This is a genomic window from Streptomyces sp. NPDC057445 (genome assembly GCF_042802855.1).
In the GTDB taxonomy this organism is placed as follows: Bacteria; Actinomycetota; Actinomycetes; order Streptomycetales; family Streptomycetaceae; genus Streptomyces.
Map to the genome: position 1 here is coordinate 13,836 of NZ_JBHVDH010000011.1, position 21,783 is coordinate 35,618.

Sequence of the window (21,783 nt, forward strand, 5' to 3'; positions counted from 1 at the left end):
AAATCCCCCTGAGCCAAGGACCGTGATCGACGTGAAGGTCGGCATCCCCCGCGAGGTCAAGAACAACGAGTTCCGGGTGGCGATCACCCCTGCTGGTGTGCACGAGCTCGTGCGCAACGGCCACCAGGTCTTCATCGAGGCCAATGCCGGTGTCGGCTCCTCGATCACGGACGAGGAGTTCGTCGCCGCCGGCGCGCAGATCCTGCCCACCGCCGACGAGGTCTGGGCGATCGCCGACATGATCCTGAAGGTCAAGGAGCCCATCGCGGAGGAGTACCACCGGCTCCGCAAGGACCAGATCCTCTTCACCTATCTGCACCTGGCCGCCTCCAAGGAGTGCACGGACGCCCTGATCGAGTCCGGCACCACGGCCATCGCGTACGAGACGGTCGAGCTGCCCAACCGCGCCCTGCCGCTGCTCGCCCCGATGTCCGAGGTCGCGGGCCGCCTGGCCCCGCAGGTCGGCGCGTACCACCTGATGCGCCCGGCCGGCGGCCGTGGTGTGCTGCCCGGCGGCGTCCCGGGCGTGACCCCGGCCAAGGCCGTCGTCATCGGCGGTGGCGTTTCCGGCTGGAACGCCACCCAGATCGCCATCGGCATGGGCTTCGAGGTGACCCTGCTGGACCGCGACATCAACAAGCTGCGCGAGGCCGACAAGATCTTCGGCACCAAGGTCAAGGCCGTCATGTCCAACTCCTTCGAGCTGGAGAAGGCCGTCCTCGACGCCGACCTCGTCATCGGCGCGGTGCTCATCCCGGGCGCCAAGGCCCCGAAGCTGGTCACCAACGAGCTCGTCTCCCGCATGAAGCCGGGAAGTGTCCTTGTCGACATCGCGATCGACCAGGGCGGTTGCTTCGAGGACTCACGTCCGACCACGCATGCCGAGCCGACCTTCAACGTCCACAACTCGGTCTTCTACTGCGTCGCCAACATGCCGGGCGCCGTGCCGAGCACCTCCACGAACGCCCTCACCAACGCCACGCTGCCCTACGTCGTGTCGCTGGCCAACAACGGCTGGGTCGACGCGCTGCGTCGTGACCCCGCGCTGGCCAAGGGTCTCAACACCCACGACGGCAAGGTCGTCTACAAGGAGGTCGCCGACGCGCACGGCCTCGAGTCCGTCGAGCTGAGCGCGCTCCTCGGCTGACACGTTCGGCGGTGACGAGCAGCCAACTTGTCAATACTGGTCGTCAACCTCACGTATCCGGCCGGACCTTGTCGAGCAAGGTCCGGCCGGATGTGTGTCCGGACACTTCACCACCCGTGCTCAACTCGCCTCGAACGTAACCCTTTAGCCGTTTCGCACACCCGTGAAAACACGCGGACCGGCTCCTGTGCACCCTTGACAGCGGGGTGTTCGGTTGCCGACACATCGGGCCGGGTCCGGCGGATTGTGTTGCTGCGGACCGGTGACACGCCATAGAGTCGCCAACCGTCGGCATGGTGCCACGCTGACCTATCGATAAGTTTCCTGGTCACGTCCAAGGAGGTAAGACGACTTGTGAATGAGTCGACATTTTCTCCCGGGGGTGGTCAAGCAGGCATGCTCCCTCTACGCCCCGAAGGCGTGGGGGTATCCCCCGCGCAGGGCCAGGGTCCTGCATCCGGGCTCGAAGCTGTCGGCTCTGTCGCTGTCCGAACCTTCGCGACCCGCCAGCACATGACGACGACAGCCCACACGATGAAGATGATGGACGGCCAACACGTGAACGCCACGGCCGGCAACGAGAGTGGCCGAGAGTCCACCCACTTCGCCGACTACGACGAGGTGCCCGAGGGGCACTTCTACGATCCAGACGCCGAGTACGAGCCCGATCCCGAGTACGCGGCCACACTCGCGCCCGACGCGGCCCGCCAGCGCCGTGAGCGGATCGGCCCCACGGGGCGTCCGCTGCCGTACTTCCCGATCCCGGGCCCGCTGACCGACCACGGTCCCGCGAAGATCATCGCGATGTGCAACCAGAAGGGCGGCGTCGGCAAGACGACGTCGACCATCAACCTGGGCGCGGCGCTCGCGGAGTACGGGCGGCGTGTCCTGCTCGTCGACTTCGACCCGCAGGGGGCGCTGTCGGTGGGTCTGGGCGTCAACCCGATGGAGCTCGACCTCACGGTCTACAACCTGCTCATGGAGCGGGGCATGTCCGCGGACGAGGTTCTGCTGAAGACCGCAGTGCCCAACATGGACCTGCTGCCGAGCAACATCGACCTCTCCGCCGCCGAGGTGCAGTTGGTGAGCGAGGTCGCGCGCGAGTCGACGCTGCAGCGCGCGCTGAAGCCGCTGATGCAGGACTACGACTACATCGTGATCGACTGTCAGCCGTCGCTCGGACTGCTGACGGTGAACGCGCTGACGGCGGCCCACAAGGTCATCGTGCCGCTGGAGTGCGAGTTCTTCGCGCTGCGTGGTGTCGCGCTGCTCACCGAGACGATCGAGAAGGTGCAGGAGCGGCTCAACCCCGACCTCGAGCTCGACGGCATCCTCGCCACCATGTACGACTCGCGCACGGTGCACAGCCGTGAGGTGCTGGCGCGCGTGGTCGAGGCGTTCGACGATCACGTCTACCACACGGTCATCGGGCGCACCGTGCGCTTCCCGGAGACCACGGTCGCGGGCGAGCCCATCACGACGTACGCGTCCAACTCGGTGGGTGCCGCCGCATATCGCCAGCTCGCCAGGGAGGTGCTCGCCCGGTGTCACGCCGAGTGAGTCTGCCCGGGGCCGACGAGCTGTTCCGTACGACCGGGGGCATGGGGCTGCAGTCGTCCTCCCCGAGGCGGGGAGCGAACGGCGCCAACGGGGAGCCGCGAGTGCCGGTACCGGCCCAGGCTCCCGCTCCGGCGGAGGAGCCGTCCGCGGCCCCCGCCGCCTCCGGCGCGGAGGAGCACTCCCCGGCGCCGGAGGAGGCGGAGACCGCAGAGCCCCGGAGCCGGACCGCGGCTGCGGAGGGTGAGCAGTCCGGCCCGGCCAAAGGCCGCCCCGCTGCCGCTGCTTCCGCCGCATCTGCTTCGGCTGCGCCGCGGCGGAGGGGCCGTTCCTCGGCCAACCGCAGGCCGAGCGGGCGCGAGCGCCACGACGAGAAGATCACGGTCTATGTCTCGGCCGAGGAGCTGATGGACCTCGAGCACGCGCGTCTCGTGCTCCGCGGCGAGCACGGCCTCGCCGTCGACCGCGGTCGTATCGTCCGCGAGGCGGTCGCCGTCGTCCTCGCCGACCTGGAGTCCCGGGGCGACGCGAGCATCCTGGTGCGACGGCTGCGCGGTCGCTGACGGGGTAGCCTGCGCGCGCCCCTTCCTTTTCCGCACCCTGGACCACGGATGCCCCCCACCGACGACGCCCCCGCCCCTGCTCCGCGCGCCTCCCGCCGCGCGCTGGGCCGCGGCCCAGGCGCGTCCGGGCCGCGCTCGGGTGGCCCGCGCCCCTCGGGGGACGAACCTCAGGACACCGGCCCTGCGGCGCCCGAACCGCAGCCTGCCGGCCCCCGGAACACCGGTTCCGGGCGTGATGGTCTCGGGGCCGGGATTCCGGCCGCAGACGTTCCGGCGGAGCCGGGTGTTTCCGCCGTCCGGGTTGCCGATGCGGCCAGTGGCGCGGCTCTGCCCGTCGCGGCGCAGGGCCGGTCCCCGGGGGCCGGAACACACCGCCCCCAGGCAGGTGCCGAGGTTCCGGGTCCGGCGGTCGAGTCGGACCCTGAGGCCTCTCACACCGCGGTTGCCGTGGCGCCGAGATCCGGGGCCGGCGGTCTCGGGGCGGAGGTTCCGGGTCCGGCGGCCGAGTCGCACTCTGAGGCCTCTCACACCGCCGTTGCCGTGGCGCCGAGGTCCGGGGCCGGCGGTCTCGGGGCGGAGGTTCCGGGTCCGGCGGCCGAGTCGGACCCTGAGGCCTCTCACACCGCCGTTGCGGCGGTGGTGGAGTCAGAGGCTCGCCTGCCCGGGGCCGTGGTTCCCGGCTCCCGCCCGGCGGCGGAGCCGGTGGGTGCCCGTGGCCCTGGCGACCGCGCGACAGGCGGCACGGCCGCTCCCGCCGCGGCGCCCGACAGTACGCCAGAGCCGCGCGGCGCGGGGCACGGGGAGGTGCCGGAGCACACGAGGGTCGCGGGCCCGCGACCCCTCGTGGAGGGCGAGGAGCCCCAGCCTGCCGACGACGGACGGTTCACCGTGCGGCTGGCGAACTTCGAGGGGCCCTTCGACCTCCTCCTGCAGCTCATCTCGAAGCACAAACTGGACGTGACCGAAGTGGCCCTGTCCAAGGTCACCGACGAGTTCATGGCGCACATCCGCGCCATGGGACCCGACTGGGATCTCGACCAGACCACGGAGTTCCTCGTCGTCGCGGCGACGCTGCTCGATCTGAAGGCCGCGCGCCTGCTGCCCGCCGCCGAGGTGGAGGACGAGGCGGACCTCGCGCTCCTGGAGGCGCGGGACCTGCTGTTCGCACGGCTGCTGCAGTACCGCGCGTACAAGCAGATCGCCGAGATCTTCAACGGCAGGCTCGAGGAGGAGGCCAAACGGTACCCCCGTACGGTCGGCCTCGAGAACCACCACGCGGAGCTGCTCCCCGAGGTGGTCATCAGCATCGGGGCCGAGGGGTTCGCCAGGCTCGCCGTCAAGGCCATGCAGCCGAAGCCGAAGCCCCAGGTGTACGTGGAGCACATCCACGCGCCGCTGGTGAGCGTGCGCGAGCAGGCCGAGCTGGTCGTGGGCATGCTGCGCGAGCGCGGGAGGCTCAGTTTCCGCGAGCTGACCGAGGGCGTCGACGACACCCTCACCGTCGTCGCCCGCTTCCTCGCGCTCCTGGAGCTCTACCGCGAGAAGGCCGTCGCCCTCGACCAGGAGGACGCCCTGGGCGAGCTCATGGTCACCTGGGCCGCGGGCGATGCCGTCGCGCACGTCACCGATGAATTCGACCGAGCCCCCGAGAACCCAGAGGAGAAGGCGTGAGCGACCTCAAGCCCGCCCTTGAAGCCGTCCTCATGGTCGTCGACGAGCCGGCCACCGAGGAACACCTCGCGAAGGTCCTGGAGCGGCCGCGCAGGGAGGTCGCGGACGCCCTGCGCGAGCTCGCGGACGAGTACACCGTCCAGGGCCGTGGCTTCGAGCTGCGCCTCGTCGCGGGCGGGTGGCGCTTCTACACCCGCCCCGAGCACGCGGAGGCCGTCGAGCGCTTCGTCCTCGACGGCCAGCAGGCCCGCCTCACCCAGGCGGCGCTGGAGACCCTCGCGGTGGTCGCGTACCGCCAGCCCGTGAGCCGTTCCCGGGTCTCCGCCGTTCGCGGCGTGAACTGCGACGGCGTCATGCGGACCCTCCTCCAGCGCGGTCTCGTCGAGGAGGCGGGCGCGGAACCCGAAACAGGTGCGATCCTGTACAGGACGACGAACTACTTTCTGGAGCGGATGGGCCTGCGCGGCCTGGACGAGCTCCCGGAGCTCGCGCCGTTCCTCCCTGAGGCCGACGCGATCGAGGCCGAGACGCAGGAAGGGGTTCCGTCGTTCGATCCGGACGCTCCGGACACAGACGATGACGACAAGACGACGACGGAACTTTGATGCGAAGCAGCGGCAGGAACAGCAGCGGACGCGGCGACTACCGGGGTGCCGGTAACTCTCGCGACGACAAGCACAAGCGCGCGGGCAAGCCCCGTCCCGAAGAGCGCCGCTACGACGTCGGGGGAACGGCGTCCGACGGACCGAAGAAGGGCCGCGGCGCGGCCGCCCGCGGCGGTGCCAAGGGCGGGCCGAAGCAGTCCCCGCAGCGCGGCGGTCGCACCGCCCCGGCCCGCTCCCGCGAGTACGACGCCCGCACGGAGGAGCGCAACCGCGAGCGCTACGCGAACAAGCCCCAGATCAAGACCCCCAAGACCTTCCCGGGCGCGGAGCAGGAGGGTGAGCGGCTGCAGAAGGTGCTCGCCCGGGCGGGCATGGGATCGCGGCGCGCCTGCGAGGAGCTCATCGACGCCGGCCGGGTCGAGGTCAACGGCAAGATCGTGATCGAGCAGGGCGTCCGTGTCGACCCGCAGGACGAGATCAAGGTCGACGGACTGACCGTGGCCACCCAGTCGTACCTGTTCTTCGCGCTGAACAAGCCCGCCGGTGTCGTCTCCACCATGGAGGACCCGGACGGCCGTCAGTGCCTCGGCGACTACGTCACCAATCGCGAGACCCGCCTCTTCCACGTCGGCCGGCTCGACACCGAGACCGAGGGCATCATCCTGCTCACCAACCACGGCGAGCTGGCCCACCGTCTCACCCACCCCAAGTACGGCGTTCAGAAGACCTATCTCGCCGCCGTCCAGGGTCCGCTCCCGCGCGAGGTCGGCAAGCGCCTCAAGGAGGGCATCCCGCTGGAGGACGGGTACGCCCGTGCCGACCACTTCCGTGTCGTCGAGCAGACCGGCAAGAACTACCTGGTCGAGGTCACCCTCCACGAAGGCCGCAAGCACATCGTGCGCCGCATGCTCGCGGAGGCGGGTTTCCCGGTCGAGAAGCTCGTGCGCACGTCCTTCGGACCGATCGCGCTGGGCGACCAGAAGTCGGGCTGGCTGCGCCGTCTGACCAACACCGAGGTCGGGATGCTGATGAAGGAAGTCGGCCTCTGAGAACCGCCCCGGAGAACGCGTCGGGGCGGATGCGATCGCCCGGGCGACGGCCCGGGCCCTCGTCCGGACGACGCGCTGTCAGTGCCGAGGGCTAGCCTGCGGCACATGATCGAGGGGGAATCCGCAGCGCTGCCGCCGGGCCGGCTGGCCGAGGAGATCGCCGAGTTGTGCCGCCGGGACGACGGTGCCGTCCTGACGTTCGAGCGGCTGCTCAACTCCGTGGTGACCTGGTCGTATCGCGACCGGGAGGCGCTTGTCGACGCGCTGGGGCCTCCGGCCGGCGCGTCCGGCGGGAAGGCCCCCCTGCTCAGGCCGAGGGGCGGGTGGCTGCTCCGTCACATCGTTTCTCGCGGCATCCAGTCTGCGCGGGCCGACGAGCCCGGTGGCAGCAGTGGCGCAGGCTGGCTCGAGCTGTGCCAGCACGAGGCGATGGACTACGCCTTCGGCGCGCGCACGGGCGAGATCGTCCGGCGGCTGCGGCTCGGCGACGCCATGCCCTGTCTGCTGTCGGAGGCGAGCAGACCCGGCGGGGCCGTCGAGCCGCACGACCTGGTCGCCCGCCTGGGCACGTACGAGCGGGCCGGAGCCCGGCCGGGCGCCGCCGATCTGGGGCTCGCGCTGCTGCGCTGCGGCGGCGGTCCGGCCGAGCCCGGCGTGGTGCGGGCTGCGGAGAGGCTGGAGCTTCCCGAGGGGCCCCGCGTGGTGACCTGGCTGCGGCAGGGCGGCTTGCCGCACCCGGCGTGGTCCCGTGAGCGCGAGTCCGGGGAGCCGGAGCGGCCCAGCAGGCGCCGCGGAGCCCGTGTCGGACGGCGGATACTCGTGGGGACCGAGGCGATCGAGGGCCGGGGAGAGTTCCCCAGGCAATTCTGGTCGCTGTTCCGGAAGTTCGAGCCGCACATCCCCTGCCCCTACCGGGGGCTGCACTGTCGTGACCGGTACGGGGTGTCCGTGCTGCCGTGGCACCCCGAGATCGTCGCGGCCCGGCAGCTGTCGGATGTCGCCTCGGCCGCCGACCGGGACGGTCAGGGTGACCCCGTGTTCCTGCCCGCACTGGCCATGAGCGAGGGCCCGGTCGGGCCCGCCGTGCATCTGGCGGTGGCCTACGGACTCGCCGCGGCGCCGGACGAGGACCGGCTGGCCGCCGCCCGGGCGGCGGTCCTGCTCGCGGGACGGGACCGCCTGGACGGTGCGCTGCTCGGCCGCGAGATCGCCGAGTTGGTGCGGCTGGGAACGCTGAAGGTGCCGCTGCTGACCGCCTCGCTCCGTGCCGCGGCGGCGGCGCCCGGCGGAGCCGCCCCGGTCTGGGACGTGCTGGCCTCGGCGCTCCCCGGACTCCTGGCCTGTACCCGCCCCCAGCTACACGGTGCGCTGCTGGCCGTTGCCGCGGACTGTGCGCTGCGGTCCGGTGCGCGCGGTGCCGTCCCCGAGGTGACCGCGCTCGCGGAGCGGACGGGCTCGTCCCAACTGGTCGCACAGGCCCGGAGGTTGCGGGACGCGCTGGCGGGCGCGTGACGCCGGGCCGCGGCGGCAGGGCCGCCGATGCGGTGGCCGGTGGCCGGGGCTTCAGTCGGCGTCCCGTGGACCGTGTGTCTGGAGGAACAGAACAGGGCCGCTGCCGAGATGCCCGTCGGCCGCCATGTCGAGCAGCGCGCCCAGGGCCTTCGCCGTGTAGACGGGTTCGAGTTCCAGCTGCGCCCCGGCGGCTGCGAGGCGCTGAGCCTCCAGTGCCCCTGGTGTGGCGTGTCCGTAGCCGAGGCCCAGCCAGTCCCGCACCATCGTCACGTCGCCCGGCGCGAGCCGTGTCGGGGGGAGGTCCGCCCCTCGCTCACGGAGCAGGTCTTCGGTCCTCCTGGCCAGCGAGACAACGGCGTGCGCGTCGAGCCGGAGCGTGTCGTTGACCACCACGCCGACGACGCGTGTGCGCTCCAGCCCTGCCAGCCGGAGGCCGAGTGCGAGGCCCGCGGCCGTTCCCCCCGAGCCGACGGCGGTGACGACATGGGAGGGTTCCGGGAGTTCCTGGGCCGCTATCTGCTCCGCGAGTTCGAAGGCCGCCTCGACGTATCCGACCGTGCCGACCGGGGCAGAGCCGCCCGCCGGCAGGAAGTACGGCAGCCGGCCACGGTTCGCATGGCGCAGGAAGAGCCAGGGAGCGGCCGTGAGCGTCCGGGACTTCGTACTGGTGAAGTGCAGGGTGGCGCCGGAGCGCCGAAGCCGCCCGAGCTGTTCCCGGACATGGTCGTCGACCGGCTGGTCGACGAGGGCGAGCGCGGTCCGCAGACCCTGTTCCCGTGCGTAGAGGGCCGTGGCCAGGCCCCAGTTCGTGCCGATACCGCCCACCGTGAGGATCGTGCCGGCCCCACGGCGACGGACATCGGGAAGAATCCACTCCAGCTTGCGGACCTTGTTGCCGCCCCAGCCTCCCGAGCCGAAACCGCTCTCGTCCTTGCACCACAGCGAGACCCCCTTCGCGAGCCCCGTCAACTCGCGTACGGGCGTGGGCCGCTCGCCGAGTGAAAGATGCGGCAGTGACGCGGCCAGCCCGGGACAACGCCTGTGCAGCACCGGCCTGCTCATCCGGGCCGACTCCCTTCAGCGGGCTCGAAAAGGAACCACGGCCGCCCGCAGTGCGGCGGCGGCGTACTGCTCTCTGGAGCATCGTCAGAGTACTGGTGCCGGCGGCAGCGGTCGCTCCCACAACTGCGGCCTCTTTCGTGCTTGTCGGGCCGCCCTCCGCACTTTATAGTCAGAGTGACTCTTAAGGGGGTGGCCAGTGTGGACCTGACAGATGTACTCGCACCACTGCAGCGTCCGCTGTTCACTCTGCTCGGCACGCCGGTCAGCTGGACCGAAGTGCTCGGATTCGGCAGCGGAGCGCTCTGCGTCCTGCTCGTGGCCCGTCAGCACATCGCCAACTGGCCCCTGGGAATCACCAACAACGTTCTCTTCGTCCTGCTGTTCACCCAGGCCGGCCTGTACGCCGACGCGGCGCTGCAGGTCGTCTTCATCGCCCTCGCCGTGTACGGCTGGTGGACCTGGACCCACGGGGGTGGACCAGGTTCCGACGCCCTCCCGGTGCGCCGCACCACGCGCACCGAGTGGACGTGGCTGCTCGCGGCGGGGGTGGTGGGGACACTGGGGCTGACGCTCCTCCTGGACCGGGCGACCGACTCGACCGTCCCGTTCTGGGACGCGCTGACCACCGCGCTGTCCCTCATGGCGACGTACGGGCAGTGCCGCAAGCGCTTGGAGTCCTGGTGGCTCTGGATCGCGGCCGACATCGTCTACGTACCGCTGTACGCGTACAAGGAGCTCCACCTCACCGCGCTGCTGTACGCCGGGTTCATGGCCCTGTGCGTGCAGGGCTTGCGCAACTGGACACGCGATCTGTCCGTGCAGGAACGACAGTTGGCGGAGGCCACAGCATGAAGCGTTACCGGCACGGCCTCGTACTCGGCAAGTTCTATCCGCCGCACGCCGGCCACCACCATCTCGTACGCACCGCGGCCGACCGCTGCGACCGGCTCACCGTGCTCGTCTGCGCCGCCTCCGTCGAGTCCATCCCGCTCGACGAGCGCATGGCATGGATGAAAGAGGTGCACCCGGACGTCCGGGTCGTCGGGGCCATCGACGACATCCCCGTCGATCTGACGGACCCGGCCGTCTGGGACGCACACATGGCGGTGTTCCGCGCGGCCGTCCCCGAGCGCGTGAACGCCGTCTTCACCTCGGAGCCGTACGGGGACGAACTCGCCCGCCGCTTCCGCGCCGACTCCGTCTGCGTCGACCCCGACCGCACGGTCTTCCCGGTCTCCGGCACCGCTGTGCGCAAGGATCCCGTCGGCTGCTGGGACTTCCTCGAGCCTCCGGTGCGCGCCGCCCTCGCCCGCCGCGTCGTCGTACTCGGCGCGGAGTCGACCGGCACGACCACCCTGGCCACAGCCCTCGCCGAGCACTTCCGGCGGCGCGGCGGGGTATGGTCGCGCACCGCCTGTGTGCCCGAGTACGGCAGGGAGTTCAGCGAACGCAAACTCGCCGCGCTGCGCGCCGAACGGCCCGGCGCCACCTGGTCCGACGTCCGGCTCTCCACGGACGAGTTCCCGCTGATCGCCGCACGCCAGACCGAGCTGGAGGACACCGCCGCCCGTACCGGCTCACCCGTACTCGTCTGCGACACCGACGCCTTCGCGACGACCATCTGGCACGAGCGGTACATGGGCGGACCCAGTGACGAGGTCGCGGAGATCGCGGCGCGAGGCCGCGGCGACCTGTGGCTGCTCACCGATCACCGGGGTGTGCCGTTCGAGGACGACGGACTCCGCGACGGCGAGCATCTGCGGCCCTGGATGACGGCCCGCTTCGCTGCCCAGCTCGCCCGCACCGGACGCAGGTTCATCACTCTGAGCGGCCCGCACGAGCAGAGGCTGGCCAAGGCCGTGGCCGCTGTCGAAGCCCTGCTCGCCGAAGGGCGTCACTTCGCCGATCCCCTGCCGGAGAGGCGGTCAGCGACATGACAGAGGGGCCGGTGTCAGGCGGCCACGATCCCGGAGCCTACGACCCCCACGCCTTCCCGCCGTTCGCGGTCACCGTCGACCTCGCGGTCTTCACGGTCCGCGACGGCGAGTTGCACGTGCTGCTGATCGAGCGCGGCCAGGAGCCGTACAAGGGCGCGTGGGCGCTGCCCGGCGGATTCGTACTGCCCAGGGAGTCGGCCGGCCAGGCCGCGCGCCGTGAACTCGCCGAGGAGACCGGTCTGTCGGCGAGCACCGCCGACGCGCTCCATCTGGAGCAGTTGCGCACATACAGCGACCCGGACCGCGATCCCCGTATGCGGGTCGTGTCCGTCGCGTACACCGCGCTGGTACCGGACCTCCCGGAGCCGCACGGCGGCGGCGACGCCGCGCACGCCCAGTGGATGCCCCACGGCAGCCACGGGCGGCTCGCCTTCGACCACGACCGCATCCTCGCCGACGCCCACGACCGCGTCGGCGCCAAGCTCGAGTACACCTGCCTCGCCACCGCCTTCTGCCCGTCCGAGTTCACGCTCGGGGAGCTGCGGCAGGTGTACGAGACCGTCTGGGGCGTCGAACTCGACCGTCCCAACTTCCGGCGCAAGGTCCTCACCACGCCCGGCTTCGTCGAGGCGGTCGAGGGGGGCGCGCGTCTGACCGGCGGCCGGGGCAAACCGGCCGCGCTCTACCGGGCGGGGCCGGCGAACGCCCTGCATCCTCCACTCCTGCGACCGGAAGGACGGCGTACGACATGACCACGACGAGGACCGTCACCAAGCAGGCCGCCACCGGCACCCTGACCGGACTGGCGCTCGGTGACGCGCTCGGCTTCCCCACCGAGTTCAACGATGTGCCGTCGATCCTCGCCAAGTGCGGGCCGTGGCGGGAGATGCGGCTGCCGACTCCGGCGATCGTCACCGACGACACCCAGATGACCCTGGCCCTCGCGCGCGGGATCCGCACCGCGATGGACCGGGGGCTGCTCGCCCCGCTGAGGCTCACCCGCCCGGTGCGCGACGAGTTCGTGCAGTGGTACCACTCCCCGGAGAACAACCGCGCTCCCGGCCGCACCTGCCTGCTCGCCTGCCACAAGCTCGACAGCGACATGCCCTGGCAGGAGGCCAGCCAGATCGGCTCCAAGGGATGCGGCGCCAACATGCGGGTGGCGCCGGTCGGACTCGTACCGGGACTCAGCGAGGGGCAGCGGGCGGGCGCCGCCCAGCTCCAGGCCGCGCTGACCCACGGCCACCCCACGGCTCTCGCCGCCTCCGACCTCACGGCCCGCGCCGTGTTCCTGCTCGCCCAGGGCACGGAACCACTCGGCCTGGTCGGCCGGCTGCGCTCGTACGCGTACGAGAACCGCTCCCGGTACCACCACCGCTGGCTCGGCGACCTGTGGACGTATGCGCACGATGCCACGCCCGAGGCCTTCATCGAGCGCGGCTGGGACGAGTGCCTGCGGTCCCTGGAACGCGTGGCATCCGCGCAGCGCGACGCGAACCCGGAGAACGACCCGTGCCTCGCGACGGGCGACGGCTGGATCGCGGAGGAGGCCCTCGCGACGGCGCTGCACTGCTTCCTGCTCTTCCCCGAGCAGCCCCTTCTGGCGCTCCGGCGTGCGGCCTGCACCCGGGGCGACTCCGACTCGATCGCCTGCCTGACGGGCGCCTTCGCGGGGGCGCACCTGGGGGTGGGTGCCTGGCCCAAGGAGTGGGCGGAGCGGATCGAGTACCGGAGCGAGCTGCTGACGCTGGGAGCTCTCTGGGATGCTTGAGCCATGCTGGATGCCCTGAGCGTGGACCTCGCCCCTGTCGTCGCCGAGCAGCCCGACCCTCTCCTCTTCGCCACGGTTTCCGGCGCCCATCTCTACGGATTCCCCTCGCGGGACTCGGACGTGGACCTGCGGGGGGTCCATGTGCTGCCGGTCGAGCGGCTCATCGGGCTGACGGAGCCGGAGGAGACGCGGTCCCGGATGTGGGACCGGGACGGCACGGAGATGGATCTCGTCACGCACGACGTGCGGAAGTTCGCCCGGCTGATGCTGCGGCGCAACGGATATGTGCTGGAGCAGCTCCTGTCGCCGCTGGTGGTCCGTTCGACGGACGCGCACGCGGAACTCGTCGCCCTCGCACCGTCCGTACTGACCGGCAATCACGCACACCACTACCGAGGCTTCGCCGGGACCCAATGGCGTCTGTTCGTCAGCAGCGGCGAACTGAAGCCGCTGCTCTACACCTTCCGGGCGCTGCTCACCGGCATCCACCTGATGCGCACCGGTGAGGTGCAGGCACATCTGCCCACGCTCCTGCGGGAGATGAAGGCTCCGGGGTACGTGTCCGAGCTCGTCGCGGCCAAGGCGGAGGCCGAGCACAGCCCGGCCACGGTCGACGCCGGGACGGTACGCGCGGACATCGACGCGCTGCACTCGGTCCTGGACGAGGCGCAGTCGCGGACAACGCTGCCCGCGGAGCCCTCCGGAGTCCGCGCTCTGCACGACTTCGTCGTCCGGACCCGCATCGAGTGGGACGCGAGCCTGCGGTCGGGCGGACCGCGATGCCCGGGGCCCTCCGCCGGGGCGTCGGCGTGACCGAGGCGGGCACCACGGCAGGGCGAACGCAGTTGATCGCCCCGGACGACGTGCTCGAGCGGGCGAGCGTCGTCAACCAGGCACTGAACAAGGTCTACGGGCAGGCCAAGGGTCTCGAAAGAGGTGATCCCGGCCCGGAGGAGACGGTCGAGACCGCGGCCCGGGCACAGATCGAGGTGTGGGCCATGCTCCGGGACATGAGAAGGGCCATGCGGCACGACCTGGGTGTGTCGGCGGAAGTGTGAACGCCTCGTCGGTCATGGGCCCCGGTCCCTTCACGGTCGTCCCACATGCTGCCCTTGGAAGGCCGACACCCGGCGGGTGCGGATGAGGAAGTCCTCCACCCGGGCCCGATCCGGGCCGGCCGGAAGCGGGGTGCGTGTGGCAGCCATGTCGGCCTCGTCGGCGAGCCGGGACATCCAGGACTCGACCTCGGGCCACGGGACTTCGCCGCGCTTGACCGCCAGCAGGCGCTCGCGCCCGTCGCCCACGTCCAGGACCAGCCGGCCGGTGCGGAGCAGATCGCGGCAGGTGCCGAGCAGGCGCAGCAGGTGCATCGCGTGCTTCCAGCGCGGGACCCCGTGCTGTCGTACGTCCGCGTCCAGCTTGCGGCGCTGGCCCCTCGCGTAGCGCACGAACGTCTCATGGGCCATGCGTGACAGGAACGCGTCGCGCAGGGCGAGCAGTTCACGGCCGGTGTCGTCGATGTGCTCGACGAGCGGGGAGTGCAGGCATTCCAGGACGTTCGGATTGGCCCGCAGGGCCAGCTCGCAGAAGCGTTCCAGCTCCCAGCTGAACTGCTCGTCGGCCGGGCCCTCCACATGGGTCGGGGGCTTCTCGAAGCGCCAGTACAGCGGTGTGGGGGCCACGTAGACCCCCCGGCGGTCCGTGTCGCTGCCTTCCGTCGCGAGACCGAAGGCCCGGGAGCCCATCACACAGGAATAGATGCTGTGGTCACGTATGAGCGCCTCGGGGGTCATGCGCGACAGATTACGTGAGCCGGATCTGATCCCCTGAGACGCTGATCCGCTTCGCTTCCAACGGACGTTGTGCCGGACCCTTCGCCACCGAGCCGTCCTGGATACGGAACTTGCTCCCGTGGCAGGGGCAGTCGATCGTGCCGTTCTCGACCTTGTCGACGGTGCAGCCCTGGTGGGTACAGATGGCCGTGAATGCCTTGAACTCGCCCTTCGCCGGCTGGGTCACCACGACCTTCTGCGCATCGAAGATCTTGCCGCCGCCCTCCGGAACCTCGGAGGTGGTGCCCAGCACCTCGCCCGCGGGTGGCTGTGCACTGCCGTTCTTCTTCGTCGGTGAGGCGGGTGCCGGGACGAACGACTCACCCCCGCCGCTCTCGTCCCCGTACTTGGTGCAGCCGGCCGCCGCAATAACCGCCGCGCCGGTCACCAGAACCGTACGGCGGGTGGTGCCTTCACTACTCACGCGGTCACTCATGTCGTCACTCCGAACGTGCGGAAGAACCAGAGCGCCGAGGTCAGCCAGACCAGCGTGAGCGCGGCGAAAACCAGCCCGCCGACGACCGGCAGCAGCCACCCCGGCAGTCGCTCCATGCGCAACAGCAACATCTTTGCGCTGAATGCACCGAAAAAGAAGCAGCCGAGGAACGAGTGCCACGCCGCCCGCGCGGTGGACGTCTCATAGCCCAGCGCGTACAGGCAGTGCACGGCCACCGGCACGGTCAGCAGGAACGCCACCCGGCCCGACCAGCGGTGCAGCACGGGCGTCCAGGGGGCGGACCGTACGCCCGGCATCTGCCCGTACATCACGAGCGCGGAGACGAGCTGCACGAGCGCGAAGACGAGCGCCGCCGTGGCGAGCCAGGACTTCACCGCACTCGGACTGCTGAAACCGGCCAGGTTGAAGGCGGTGGCGGAGGGGTTGTGCAGTTTCCCGTACACCCCGAGGAGGATGGCGACGGCCGCGGCGACCAGAGCCGGGACGAGGAAACGCATGGCCCCTGAGCCCTCCTCCACCCCGGACGGTGGCATGGGCGGGCGCGGCGGCGGCGGTGGTGGGGGCGGCGGGAAGCCTCCGCCCTGGGTGTTCGAGTCGCTCATGACGCACCTCGGGGACGCTCAGGGGACGACGGGGCGGGCGGTCAGCCGGGTGTCGTCGATGGTGACGGCACCGGTGGCCGGGTCGATCGGGGGAGCGGCCGCGGGCTTGCCGTCGCGGCTGACGATGCCGACCTGGCGGCCGTCCTGCAGGATGATCCAGCCGCCCTTCAGCTCGGCGCCGCGCACCTCGGCGGTCGCCCGGTACAGCCCGGAGGGCTTGACCGCCTTGTCGGCGTCGAACGCCCACGTGCGGTCGCCGATCTGGACCGTTCCCGCGACCTTGCCCCCGCTCAGGACGCCGTCCAGCTTCGCGGGGGTGTCGGTGCTGGTCAGGTGCATGTCCCCGTCTTCTTCGACCGGGCCGCGCATCCAGGCCTCCTGGGTGCGGCCGTCACAGAAGTACGCGATGGCCTTGTCGCCGCGGAGCGAGATGGCGACGGACGCGGTGTCGTCCTTCGTACGGCCCGCGTACTCCGTTTGCGGTGCCGCATTCGTGGACGGGGACGGACTGGGCGTCACCGAGGGGGACACGGGCGGGCTGGGACTCGGAACGGGCGCCGGGCTCGAGGCCGGGCGCTGGCGCGACGAGGGCGCGGGCTCACCGGTCGTGGCGTTGAGCGACAGCATGATCAGTCCGAGCGCCAGTCCGGCGAACAGCGTGATCAGTGGTCCAGGGTGCTTCATTCGGCGCCTCCCGCGGGGGCGGGTAGTGAGAACTCCATGCAAACGGACATCACGCCATGTGTCCACCGGTCAACGTTCCGTAGTGGTCCGGGTGGCGGCAGGGCCGGGTGTGGGCGACATTGGCCGTGATCCCCCTCCGTCGAACGCGAAAGGCAGAACCATGGCGGGAAACGATCTCGGCAGTCTTCTGGGCGGTCTCCTCGGCGGAAGCCGGAGCGGCGATCGGAGCAGCGCCGGAAACATCCTGGGCGCGCTGCTCGGCTCGCTCGGCGGCAACGGCTCAAAGGGAGCGGGCACCGGCGCGGCGAGTACGAACGGCGACAACCCGCTCGCCGGCCTGATGGACATGCTCAACAGGTCCGGCCTCGTCGAACAGGCCCAGTCCTGGATCGGCACCGGTGAGAACAAGCCCGTCACCGGCGCCCAGATCACCGAGGCGCTGCCGGACCGCACCCTGCAGGAGGTCGCGCAGGAGACCGGTGTGTCGCCGCAGAAGGCGGCCGACGAGATCGCAGGCTCCCTGCCCAAGGCCGTCGACAAGCTCACCCCGAACGGGCAGCTCCCGCAGGGCGGATCCCTGGAGGAGCTGATCAGAGCTCAGCGGCTCTGACCGCATTTCCCCGCACGAGCGTGCCGCGGCGGCCGTCCCCCTGTCTCGGAGGGCGGTCGCCGCGCCGGTGTGTCCGGGCGGCTGACTACGCTGGCCGGAGCACTTGCCGAGTAGAGGAGACGACGTGGCGGTACGAGCCGTCCGGGGAGCCGTCCAGCTGGAACGGGACGAGGCCGGGCATATGGACGAGCAGGTCAGCGAGCTGCTCACCGCCATCCTGGAGCGGAACGGGCTCACTGCGGACGACCTGATCAGTGTCTGGTTCACGGCCACACCGGATCTCCACAGCGACTTCCCGGCCGCGGCTGCGCGCGGGCTCGGGATCGTCGACGTACCGCTGATCTGCGCACAGGAGCTGGACATCGAAGGGGCGATGCCCCGCGTCGTACGGATCCTCGCGCACATCGAGTCCGACAAGCCCAAGTCCGAGATCGCGCATGTGTACCTCGGTGCCGCCGCCGCCCTGCGCAAGGACATCGCCCAGTGAGAACCGCGCTCGTCATCGGAACCGGGCTGATCGGCACCTCCGCCGCGCTGTCACTGGCAGGGCGGGGCGTCACCGTCCATCTCACGGACCACGACCCGGCGCAGGCCAGGACCGCGGCGGCGCTCGGCGCCGGCACGGACGAGATGCCCGAGGGGCCGGTCGACCTCGCGATCGTGGCCGTACCGCCCGCGTTCGTGCCCACCGCGCTCGCCGAGGCGATGCGCGCGGGTATCGCCCGCGGATATCTCGACGTGGCCAGCGTGAAGGGCGGGCCGCGACGCGAGCTCGAAGCCCTCGGCGTGGAGATGTCCTCGTACATCGGCACGCACCCCATGTCCGGCAAGGAGCGCTCCGGCCCGCTGGCCGCGACAGCCGACCTCTTCGAGGGCCGGCCGTGGGTCCTCACGCCGACCCGGGACACCGACACCGAGGTGCTCAACCTGGCACTGGAGCTGGTGGCACTGTGCCGCGCGGTGCCGGTGGTCATGGACGCCGACGCCCACGACCGGGCGGTCGCCCTCGTCTCCCACACCCCTCAGCTGATCTCCTCGATGGTGGCGGCGCGGCTCGCGGACGCGGACGACACGGCGGTACGGCTGTGCGGGCAGGGCATCCGGGACGTCACCCGCATCGCCGCCTCCGATCCCCGGATGTGGGTCGACATCCTCTCCGCGAACCCGGGGCCCGTCGCCGACGTTCTCGCCGGTGTGGCGGCCGACCTCGACGAGACGGTCCGCTCCCTGCGGGCCCTCCAGTCCGCCGACGAGGACAAGCGCCGCGACGGCGTCAGCGGCGTGGAGGACGTCCTGCGCCGCGGCAACGCGGGGCGAGAGCGCGTTCCCGGCAAGCACGGCGCGGCCCCGGCCACGTACGAGGTCGTCGCCGTCCTCATCAGCGACCAGCCCGGTGAGCTCGCCCGTATCTTCGCCGACGCGGGCCGCGCGGGCGTCAACATCGAGGACGTCCGCATCGAGCACGCCACCGGCCAGCAGGCCGGCCTGGTCCAGCTCATGGTCGAGCCCGCCGCGGCGCCGGTGCTGAGCGCCGCACTGCGGGAGCGGGGCTGGGCACTGCGGCAGTAGAAAGATCCCGGGGCAGGGGACGGGGACGGGGCCGGGGCGGAGGCAGGGACGGGCCAAGGGCCTGGCCCGGGTATCGGCCCTGCGGCCCGGCCCCGGCGCCTCCCGGGGCCTGCCGCTGAAGCGGTGCATGGGCCATCCGCAGTACTCGGTAACCTTGTGCGGGGCACCTTGGCATTCCGGCCTGCCCGTAGACGCGTATGAGGAAGGTCTCCGACACCGTGGAATCCGTGATCGTCGCCATTGACGGCCCCTCCGGCACGGGCAAGTCGAGCACTTCCAAGGCGGTCGCCGCAGAGCTGGGCCTGTGCTATCTGGACACAGGCGCGCAGTACCGGGCGATCACCTGGTGGATGATCAGCAACGGCGTGGACGTCGCCGACCAGGCCGCGATCGCGAACGCCGCGGGGAAGCCCGTGATCGAGTCGGGGACCGACCCGCTCGCCCCCACGATCACCGTCGACGGCGTGGACGCCTCCGGCCCGATCCGTACCCGGGAGGTGACCTCCAAGGTGAGCGCGGTCAGCGCGGTCCCGGAGGTGCGTGCCCGGATCACCGAACTGCAGCGGTCCATCGCCGCGGCCGCGGACAAGGGCATCGTCGTCGAGGGCAGGGACATCGGTACGACCGTTCTGCCCGACGCCGATCTCAAGATCTTCCTGACCGCCTCCCCGGAGGCCCGCGCCGCCCGCCGCAGCGGTGAGCTCAAGGGCAAGGAGGCGACCGACCTCGCCGCCACCCGTGAGGCGCTGATCAAGCGGGACGCCGCCGACTCCAGCCGGAAGACCTCCCCGCTCGCCAAGGCGGACGACGCCGTCGAGGTGGACACCACCGACCTCACGCTGCAGCAGGTCATCGAGTGCGTCGTGACCCTGGTCTCAGAGCGGCGGTGCCGGGACACGGCGCAGGACGAGCGAGCCGCGAAGTGACAGTTCCGTCCGAGAGAGGCGCCGCCGTAGGCCGGCGGATGGGGATAGGCATCGTGCACACGCTGTGGAAGCCGCGCGTGCTCGGTGCCTGGAGGGTGCCGGCCGGCGGCCCGGTGATCCTCGCCGTCAATCATGCGCACAACGTCGACGGGCCCATGCTCATGGGCACCTCCCCGCGGCCGGTGCACTTCCTGATCAAGCAGGAGGCGTTCGTCGGCCCTCTCGGGTCCTTCCTGCGCGGCATCGGGCAGCTGAAGGTGGACCGCACGAGCGCCGACCGCGCCGCCGTCGGCAACGCCCTCGGCGTGCTGGACCACGGCGGCGTGCTCGGTATCTTCCCCGAGGGCACCCGGGGCGAAGGCGACTTCACCTCGATCCGGGCGGGGCTCGCGTACTTCGCCCTGCGCTCGGGAGCCCCGATCGTCCCCGTCGCGGTGCTGGGAAGCAGTGAGCGGAGTGGACGGTTGATACGTGCGCTGCCCCCGCTGCGCAGCCATGTCGACGTCGTCTTCGGCGACGCCTTCGCCGTGGGCGACGGCAGCGGTCGCCGCACACGCTCGGCGCTCGACGCGGCAACGGTACGCATCCAGGAACGGCTCACCGCCCACCTGGAGAACGCCAGGCGCCTCACCGGGCGCTGAGCGAGACTTCAGTAGTGAGCACCCGGGCCCGCGGGCCCGCCGGGCGCTCACCGATCACCACGGAAGATCAAGGAAACGGACTTCATGAACGACCAGCACGACCACGGGGCGCTCGGCGACACCGAGTACACGGAGTTCATGGAGCTCGCCGCCGAGGAGGGCTTCGACCCCGAGGATGTCGAGGGCGCGATCGAGGAGGCCGGTCACGGCCCGCTCCCCGTCCTCGCCGTCGTCGGCCGCCCGAATGTCGGCAAGTCGACCCTGGTCAACCGCATCATCGGACGCCGTGAGGCGGTCGTGGAGGACAAGCCCGGCGTCACCCGTGACCGTGTCACCTACGAGGCCGAGTGGGCCGGCCGCCGCTTCAAGGTCGTCGACACCGGCGGCTGGGAGCAGGACGTCCTCGGCATCGACGCCTCCGTGGCCGCCCAGGCCGAGTTCGCCATCGAGGCCGCCGACGCGGTCGTCTTCGTCGTGGACGCCACCGTCGGCGCGACCGACACCGACGAAGCCGTCGTCAAGCTGCTGCGCCGCGCAGGCAAGCCCGTGGTCCTGGCCGCCAACAAGGTCGACGGCCCCTCCGGCGAGGCCGACGCCGCGATGCTCTGGTCGCTCGGGCTCGGCGAGCCGTTCCCGGTCTCCGCGCTGCACGGCCGCGGCACCGGCGACCTCCTCGACGAGGTGCTCAAGGCGCTTCCCGAAGCCCCTGCCCAGACCTTCGGCAACGCGGTCGGCGGCCCGCGCCGCATCGCGCTCATCGGCCGACCGAACGTCGGCAAGTCGTCCCTCCTGAACAAGGTCGCGGGCGAGGAGCGGGTCGTCGTCAACGAGGTGGCCGGCACCACCCGCGACCCGGTCGACGAACTCATCGAACTCGGCGGAATCACCTGGAAGTTCGTGGACACGGCGGGCATCCGCAAGCGTGTCCACCTCCAGGAGGGCGCCGACTACTACGCCTCGCTGCGCACCGCGGCCGCCGTCGAGAAGGCCGAGGTCGCGGTCGTACTGATCGACACGACCGAGTCCATCTCGGTCCAGGACCAGCGGATCATCACGATGGCCGTAGAGGCGGGCCGCGCGCTCGTCATCGCGTACAACAAGTGGGACACCCTCGACGAAGAGCGCCGCTACTACCTGGAGCGCGAGATCGAGACCGAGCTCGCTCAGGTCGCGTGGGCGCCGCGGGTCAATGTGTCGGCGCGCACCGGCCGACACATGGAGAAGCTCGTCCCGGCGATCGAGACGGCGCTGGAGGGGTGGGAGACCCGTGTCCCGACGGGACGTCTCAACGCCTTCCTGGGCGAGCTCGTCGCCGCCCACCCGCACCCGATCCGCGGCGGCAAGCAGCCGCGCATCCTGTTCGGCACGCAGGCCGGTACGAAGCCTCCGCGCTTCGTGCTCTTCGCCTCCGGCTTCCTGGAGCACGGGTACCGGCGCTTCGTCGAGCGGCGGCTGCGTGAGGAGTTCGGCTTCGAGGGGACGCCGATCCACATCTCGGTCCGGGTGCGCGAGAAGCGCGGCAAGAAGAAGTAGTCCGCGCTCATGAGCGGACGCGACAACGCACCGCAATGACGAAGTGGCCGGGGCG

General features: G+C 71.1%; 24 protein-coding genes. 19 read left to right on the forward strand and 5 right to left on the reverse strand.

Annotation, left to right across the window (positions count from 1 at the left end; translation table 11 throughout):
* The first annotated feature begins 31 nt into the window (after positions 1 to 31).
* The 7 genes from ald (at position 32) to ACFU5O_RS22740 (ending at position 8,104) form a co-directional block, all read left to right on the forward strand.
* Complete coding sequence (gene ald / locus ACFU5O_RS22710) at positions 32 to 1,147, forward strand: alanine dehydrogenase (protein ID WP_384243656.1); 1,116 nt, start codon at positions 32 to 34, stop codon at positions 1,145 to 1,147.
* Positions 1,148 to 1,543: 396 nt separating this feature from the next.
* Positions 1,544 to 2,707: a ParA family protein gene (locus ACFU5O_RS22715; RefSeq protein ID WP_384243298.1), complete on the forward strand. Its 1,164-nt coding sequence runs from the start codon at positions 1,544 to 1,546 to the stop codon at positions 2,705 to 2,707.
* The gene (locus ACFU5O_RS22720) at positions 2,692 to 3,267 is read left to right on the forward strand and encodes a hypothetical protein (RefSeq protein ID WP_384243300.1); all 576 of its coding nucleotides are present in this window, start codon (positions 2,692 to 2,694) and stop codon (positions 3,265 to 3,267) included. Before ACFU5O_RS22715 ends, ACFU5O_RS22720 begins: the two co-directional genes overlap by 16 nt.
* 804 nt (positions 3,268 to 4,071) lie before the next feature.
* The gene (locus tag ACFU5O_RS22725) at positions 4,072 to 4,938 is read left to right on the forward strand and encodes a segregation and condensation protein A (RefSeq protein WP_384243303.1); all 867 of its coding nucleotides are present in this window, start codon (positions 4,072 to 4,074) and stop codon (positions 4,936 to 4,938) included.
* 32 nt (positions 4,939 to 4,970) lie between these two features.
* Positions 4,971 to 5,543 (forward strand): SMC-Scp complex subunit ScpB, encoded by a 573-nt coding sequence (gene scpB, locus ACFU5O_RS22730; protein ID WP_384243658.1) that lies wholly within the window; start codon positions 4,971 to 4,973, stop codon positions 5,541 to 5,543.
* The gene (locus ACFU5O_RS22735) at positions 5,543 to 6,592 is read left to right on the forward strand and encodes a pseudouridine synthase (protein ID WP_384243305.1); all 1,050 of its coding nucleotides are present in this window, start codon (positions 5,543 to 5,545) and stop codon (positions 6,590 to 6,592) included. Before scpB ends, ACFU5O_RS22735 begins: the two co-directional genes overlap by 1 nt.
* Before the next feature lie 105 nt (positions 6,593 to 6,697).
* Positions 6,698 to 8,104, forward strand: coding sequence for a hypothetical protein (locus ACFU5O_RS22740; RefSeq protein ID WP_384243307.1), 1,407 nt, complete (start codon positions 6,698 to 6,700; stop codon positions 8,102 to 8,104).
* Positions 8,105 to 8,155: 51 nt separating this feature from the next.
* Here the strand turns inward: ACFU5O_RS22740 and ACFU5O_RS22745 are convergent, their stop codons facing one another.
* Entirely contained in the window at positions 8,156 to 9,166 is a 1,011-nt protein-coding gene (locus ACFU5O_RS22745; RefSeq protein ID WP_384243310.1) for a 1-aminocyclopropane-1-carboxylate deaminase/D-cysteine desulfhydrase, read from the reverse strand.
* A gap of 198 nt (positions 9,167 to 9,364) precedes the next feature.
* On the opposite strand from ACFU5O_RS22745, the gene pnuC reads away from it, so the two are divergent.
* From pnuC to ACFU5O_RS22775, 6 genes are read left to right on the forward strand one after another with little or no spacing between them, the layout of a single operon-like run.
* Complete coding sequence (pnuC, locus tag ACFU5O_RS22750; protein WP_384243312.1) at positions 9,365 to 10,018, forward strand: nicotinamide riboside transporter PnuC; 654 nt, start codon at positions 9,365 to 9,367, stop codon at positions 10,016 to 10,018.
* Positions 10,015 to 11,103 carry an AAA family ATPase gene (locus ACFU5O_RS22755; RefSeq protein WP_384243313.1) on the forward strand — a complete coding sequence of 363 codons (1,089 nt, stop codon included), beginning with the start codon at positions 10,015 to 10,017 and terminating at the stop codon, positions 11,101 to 11,103. The genes pnuC and ACFU5O_RS22755 overlap by 4 nt, the downstream gene beginning before the upstream one ends.
* Positions 11,100 to 11,855, forward strand: coding sequence for an NUDIX domain-containing protein (locus ACFU5O_RS22760; RefSeq protein WP_384243315.1), 756 nt, complete (start codon positions 11,100 to 11,102; stop codon positions 11,853 to 11,855). Before ACFU5O_RS22755 ends, ACFU5O_RS22760 begins: the two co-directional genes overlap by 4 nt.
* Positions 11,852 to 12,874, forward strand: coding sequence for an ADP-ribosylglycohydrolase family protein (locus tag ACFU5O_RS22765; protein ID WP_384243318.1), 1,023 nt, complete (start codon positions 11,852 to 11,854; stop codon positions 12,872 to 12,874). The genes ACFU5O_RS22760 and ACFU5O_RS22765 overlap by 4 nt, the downstream gene beginning before the upstream one ends.
* 3 nt (positions 12,875 to 12,877) lie before the next feature.
* Positions 12,878 to 13,687 (forward strand): DNA polymerase beta superfamily protein, encoded by an 810-nt coding sequence (locus ACFU5O_RS22770; protein ID WP_384243320.1) that lies wholly within the window; start codon positions 12,878 to 12,880, stop codon positions 13,685 to 13,687.
* Positions 13,684 to 13,932, forward strand: a complete 249-nt coding sequence (locus tag ACFU5O_RS22775; RefSeq protein WP_384243322.1) for a hypothetical protein — start codon at positions 13,684 to 13,686, stop codon at positions 13,930 to 13,932. The genes ACFU5O_RS22770 and ACFU5O_RS22775 overlap by 4 nt, the downstream gene beginning before the upstream one ends.
* Positions 13,933 to 13,962: 30 nt before the next feature.
* Here ACFU5O_RS22775 and ACFU5O_RS22780 read toward each other — a convergent pair whose 3' ends face one another.
* The 4 genes from ACFU5O_RS22780 to ACFU5O_RS22795 are packed head-to-tail and all read right to left on the reverse strand — an operon-like array spanning position 13,963 to position 16,449.
* Positions 13,963 to 14,667 carry a DNA polymerase beta superfamily protein gene (locus tag ACFU5O_RS22780; RefSeq protein ID WP_384243325.1) on the reverse strand — a complete coding sequence of 235 codons (705 nt, stop codon included), beginning with the start codon at positions 14,665 to 14,667 and terminating at the stop codon, positions 13,963 to 13,965.
* 10 nt (positions 14,668 to 14,677) lie between these two features.
* The gene (locus tag ACFU5O_RS22785; protein ID WP_384243327.1) at positions 14,678 to 15,142 is read right to left on the reverse strand and encodes a Rieske (2Fe-2S) protein; all 465 of its coding nucleotides are present in this window, start codon (positions 15,140 to 15,142) and stop codon (positions 14,678 to 14,680) included.
* Positions 15,139 to 15,765, reverse strand: a complete 627-nt coding sequence (locus ACFU5O_RS22790; protein ID WP_384243329.1) for a DUF6529 family protein — start codon at positions 15,763 to 15,765, stop codon at positions 15,139 to 15,141. Before ACFU5O_RS22790 ends, ACFU5O_RS22785 begins: the two co-directional genes overlap by 4 nt.
* A gap of 18 nt (positions 15,766 to 15,783) precedes the next feature.
* Positions 15,784 to 16,449, reverse strand: a complete 666-nt coding sequence (locus ACFU5O_RS22795) for a hypothetical protein (protein WP_384243330.1) — start codon at positions 16,447 to 16,449, stop codon at positions 15,784 to 15,786.
* A gap of 160 nt (positions 16,450 to 16,609) precedes the next feature.
* Between ACFU5O_RS22795 and ACFU5O_RS22800 the strand changes: the two genes are divergently transcribed.
* From ACFU5O_RS22800 to der, 6 genes are all read left to right on the forward strand, one after another.
* The gene (locus tag ACFU5O_RS22800; RefSeq protein ID WP_384243333.1) at positions 16,610 to 17,059 is read left to right on the forward strand and encodes a YidB family protein; all 450 of its coding nucleotides are present in this window, start codon (positions 16,610 to 16,612) and stop codon (positions 17,057 to 17,059) included.
* Between the two features lie 124 nt (positions 17,060 to 17,183).
* The gene (gene aroH, locus ACFU5O_RS22805) at positions 17,184 to 17,546 is read left to right on the forward strand and encodes a chorismate mutase (protein ID WP_384243335.1); all 363 of its coding nucleotides are present in this window, start codon (positions 17,184 to 17,186) and stop codon (positions 17,544 to 17,546) included.
* Positions 17,543 to 18,628: a prephenate dehydrogenase gene (locus ACFU5O_RS22810; protein WP_384243337.1), complete on the forward strand. Its 1,086-nt coding sequence runs from the start codon at positions 17,543 to 17,545 to the stop codon at positions 18,626 to 18,628. The genes aroH and ACFU5O_RS22810 overlap by 4 nt, the downstream gene beginning before the upstream one ends.
* Before the next feature lie 197 nt (positions 18,629 to 18,825).
* On the forward strand, positions 18,826 to 19,554 hold the full coding sequence (gene cmk, locus ACFU5O_RS22815; RefSeq protein WP_384243339.1) for a (d)CMP kinase: 729 nt from the start codon (positions 18,826 to 18,828) through the stop codon (positions 19,552 to 19,554).
* Positions 19,551 to 20,195: a lysophospholipid acyltransferase family protein gene (locus ACFU5O_RS22820; RefSeq protein WP_384243341.1), complete on the forward strand. Its 645-nt coding sequence runs from the start codon at positions 19,551 to 19,553 to the stop codon at positions 20,193 to 20,195. Before cmk ends, ACFU5O_RS22820 begins: the two co-directional genes overlap by 4 nt.
* An 84-nt stretch (positions 20,196 to 20,279) precedes the next feature.
* Positions 20,280 to 21,728 carry a ribosome biogenesis GTPase Der gene (gene der / locus ACFU5O_RS22825; RefSeq protein WP_384243343.1) on the forward strand — a complete coding sequence of 483 codons (1,449 nt, stop codon included), beginning with the start codon at positions 20,280 to 20,282 and terminating at the stop codon, positions 21,726 to 21,728.
* Positions 21,729 to 21,783: the final 55 nt, after the last annotated feature.

Coding starts and splice junctions, on each gene's coding strand:
- ACFU5O_RS22715 (WP_384243298.1), top strand. CDS start 1,544: ATGCTCCCTCTACGCCCCGAAGGCGTGGGGGTATCCCCCGCGCAGGGC.
- scpB (WP_384243658.1), top strand. CDS start 4,971: ATGGTCGTCGACGAGCCGGCCACCGAGGAACACCTCGCGAAGGTCCTG.
- ACFU5O_RS22735 (WP_384243305.1), top strand. CDS start 5,543: ATGCGAAGCAGCGGCAGGAACAGCAGCGGACGCGGCGACTACCGGGGT.
- ACFU5O_RS22740 (WP_384243307.1), top strand. CDS start 6,698: ATGATCGAGGGGGAATCCGCAGCGCTGCCGCCGGGCCGGCTGGCCGAG.
- ACFU5O_RS22745 (WP_384243310.1), bottom strand. CDS start 9,166: ATGAGCAGGCCGGTGCTGCACAGGCGTTGTCCCGGGCTGGCCGCGTCA.
- ACFU5O_RS22755 (WP_384243313.1), top strand. CDS start 10,015: ATGAAGCGTTACCGGCACGGCCTCGTACTCGGCAAGTTCTATCCGCCG.
- ACFU5O_RS22760 (WP_384243315.1), top strand. CDS start 11,100: ATGACAGAGGGGCCGGTGTCAGGCGGCCACGATCCCGGAGCCTACGAC.
- ACFU5O_RS22765 (WP_384243318.1), top strand. CDS start 11,852: ATGACCACGACGAGGACCGTCACCAAGCAGGCCGCCACCGGCACCCTG.
- ACFU5O_RS22770 (WP_384243320.1), top strand. CDS start 12,878: ATGCTGGATGCCCTGAGCGTGGACCTCGCCCCTGTCGTCGCCGAGCAG.
- ACFU5O_RS22780 (WP_384243325.1), bottom strand. CDS start 14,667: ATGACCCCCGAGGCGCTCATACGTGACCACAGCATCTATTCCTGTGTG.
- ACFU5O_RS22785 (WP_384243327.1), bottom strand. CDS start 15,142: ATGAGTGACCGCGTGAGTAGTGAAGGCACCACCCGCCGTACGGTTCTG.
- ACFU5O_RS22790 (WP_384243329.1), bottom strand. CDS start 15,765: ATGAGCGACTCGAACACCCAGGGCGGAGGCTTCCCGCCGCCCCCACCA.
- ACFU5O_RS22795 (WP_384243330.1), bottom strand. CDS start 16,449: ATGAAGCACCCTGGACCACTGATCACGCTGTTCGCCGGACTGGCGCTC.
- ACFU5O_RS22800 (WP_384243333.1), top strand. CDS start 16,610: ATGGCGGGAAACGATCTCGGCAGTCTTCTGGGCGGTCTCCTCGGCGGA.
- cmk (WP_384243339.1), top strand. CDS start 18,826: ATGAGGAAGGTCTCCGACACCGTGGAATCCGTGATCGTCGCCATTGAC.
- der (WP_384243343.1), top strand. CDS start 20,280: ATGAACGACCAGCACGACCACGGGGCGCTCGGCGACACCGAGTACACG.